At 66.2% G+C, this 2,203-nt stretch carries 3 protein-coding genes and 1 pseudogene; all 4 read right to left on the reverse strand.

Annotated features, from left to right (window positions below; translation table 11 throughout):
- A pseudogene (locus ACTHLF_RS20645) lies at window positions 1–551 on the reverse strand (MFS transporter); the annotation flags it as partial.
- Between the two features lie 21 nt (window positions 552–572).
- Window positions 573–1,193, reverse strand: a complete 621-nt coding sequence (locus ACTHLF_RS20650) for a glutathione S-transferase family protein (RefSeq protein WP_440330020.1) — start codon at window positions 1,191–1,193, stop codon at window positions 573–575.
- 24 nt (window positions 1,194–1,217) lie between these two features.
- Window positions 1,218–1,754, reverse strand: a complete 537-nt coding sequence (locus ACTHLF_RS20655) for a GNAT family N-acetyltransferase (protein ID WP_440330022.1) — start codon at window positions 1,752–1,754, stop codon at window positions 1,218–1,220.
- A gap of 10 nt (window positions 1,755–1,764) precedes the next feature.
- The coding region (locus ACTHLF_RS20660) for an acyl-CoA dehydrogenase family protein (RefSeq protein ID WP_440330023.1) at window positions 1,765–2,203 on the reverse strand (439 nt) is incomplete at its 5' end.

Below are 2,203 nucleotides of genomic sequence, written 5' to 3' on the forward strand. Positions count from 1 at the left end.
CCCTGCTCGATCGCGATGGCCGTGCCCAGCGCCTTGGGCAGGTGCGAGGCGATCGTCGAGGTCTGCGGGAGCACCCACAACGGCTTGCTGCCCCACACCTTGTGCCGGCCGCCCGATGCCGGGTCCTCGCTGCTGGCGGCGAACGAGAGCGCGGAATCCATCACCGGATCCATGCCTGGCAGCTTGCGGAAGCGCTCGGCCATGAAGCCGCCGCTGCGGTAGTGCAGGAACGCCGGATCAGTGTGGCGGGTAGCGCGCGCCACCATCGCGTTGCCCTCGTGACCCGACGAACCGATGGTGTAGAACACCTTGTTCTGCACGCGCAGCACGCGCGCCATCAGGTCCAGGTGGCGGCTGATCAGTTGCGATTCCAGCAGCTCACGGAACCCTTTCGCATCGAGTGCGCTGCCCGGCAGGACTGGCTCGTCGTCACGAGGTGGGCGGGCGACATCGCCCTGCCAGAACTGCACGAATTCGACGAAGTTCTGATCGACGATCTCTGCGCGATTGAAGCCCTTGTGGCGGGCGGCGATGGGATGCGGGACGGACATGGCGTGCTCTGCGGGGAAGGATCAGGCCACCATCGGCGTGAAACCGGACTGGGCGCGTACACGCTCCAGCCAGGCGCCGATGTGCGGCCACTGGGAGAGGTCGAAGCCGCCGTCGGCGGCACAGTGGGTGTAGGCGTATAGCGCGATATCGGCGATGCCAAACGCGCCACCGCTGAAGAAGGGCTCGTTCGCCAAATGCTGTTCCATGACGCCAAGGGCACGTGCGCCGCGCTCGAGCAGCGCTGGCACTTCGGCCTGGCGCTCATGGTCGGCCGGCAACCAGCGACGGACGAAACGTGCCACGGCGATGCAGGGTTCGTGACTGTACTGTTCGAAGAACAGCCACTGCAGCGTGCGCGCGCGTTCCCACGCATCCGCCGGCAGATACTGTGAACCTTCGGCGAGGTAACAGAGGATCGCGTTGGATTCAGCCAGCCGGCGGCCGTCGTCGAACACGAGCAACGGCACCTTGCCGTTAGGGTTGAGTGCCAGGAATTCAGGCGTGCGCGTGGCGCCAGCCGCGCTGTCTGTCTCGATCCAGCGGTACGGCCGACCCAGCAGGTCGAGCAACAACTGCACCTTGTAGCAATTGCCCGAGGCGCGAAGGCCGTACACGGTGGGGATGGCAGTGCCCTGGCTCACAGGATGCTCCGGTAGCGAGACGAATCAACGACGGTGCGCGAGCCACTGTTCGCGCGACTGGCCCCACAGGTCGACCACATCGCCTTCGAACGGCGCGGGAAGCGTGCCTGGACCGAGCAACGTGGAACCCAGCTTTTTCGCCACGCTGATCGACGCGTGGTTCTCCGGGTTGATGGAGTGGATCACTTCGTTCCAGCCAAGGTGTTCGAAAGCCCAGTCCATCGAGGCCGCCGCCCCTTCGGTGGCATAGCCCTTGCCCCAGGTCTCACGAAGCAGGCCCCAGCCAATCTCGTGGCCGGGCCAGCCTTCCGGCTCCCACGGCCCGAGGCGCCCTACCCAGCGGCCCGATGCGCGCTCGATCACGGAGAACATGCCGAAGCCAAGGATGCTCCACGAACCGGCCATGGTCATGAAATTGCGCCAGGCGATGGCCCGCGGCTGCGGGCCACCCAGGAAGCGGTTCACTTCCGGATCGGCCATGCACTCGGCCCACGCGTCGAAATCTTCCGCCGCGGTGGGTCGCAGGATCAGGCGATCGGTTTCAATGCACGGACCCTGCATGGCGCCGCGATCAGAACGCGTTGATGCCGGTCAGCTCGCGGCCGACCACCAGCTGGTGCACGGTCTCGGTGCCTTCGTAGGTGATGACCGATTCCAGGTTCAACGCGTGGCGGATCGCCGAATGCTCGGTGGTAATACCCGCGCCGCCGAGGATGTCACGGCACTCACGGGCGACATCCAGCGCCATGCGCACGTTGTTCCACTTCGCGAGGGAAACCTGCGTCGGCTGCATGTGGGCAGCATCCTTCAGGCGGCCAAGCTGCAGCGAGAGCAACTGGGCCGTCGTGATCCGGCGGGCCATGTCGGCCAGCTTCAGCTGCACGGCCTGGTTGGCGGAGAGCGGGCGGCCGAACAGGATGCGCTGCGACGAATAGTCCAGCACCTCCTTCAGGCAGGCCTGGGCCGCACCGATCGGGCCCCAGGTGATGCCGTAGCGGGCCTGGGTCAGG

Origin of the sequence: Luteibacter sp. (assembly GCF_051958795.1) — a bacterium.
Classification (GTDB): Bacteria; Pseudomonadota; Gammaproteobacteria; order Xanthomonadales; family Rhodanobacteraceae; genus Luteibacter.

Excerpts from the sequence above, each read along its gene's own strand:
- ACTHLF_RS20655 (WP_440330022.1), bottom strand. The coding sequence starts at position 1,754 with ATGCAGGGTCCGTGCATTGAAACCGATCGCCTGATCCTGCGACCCACC.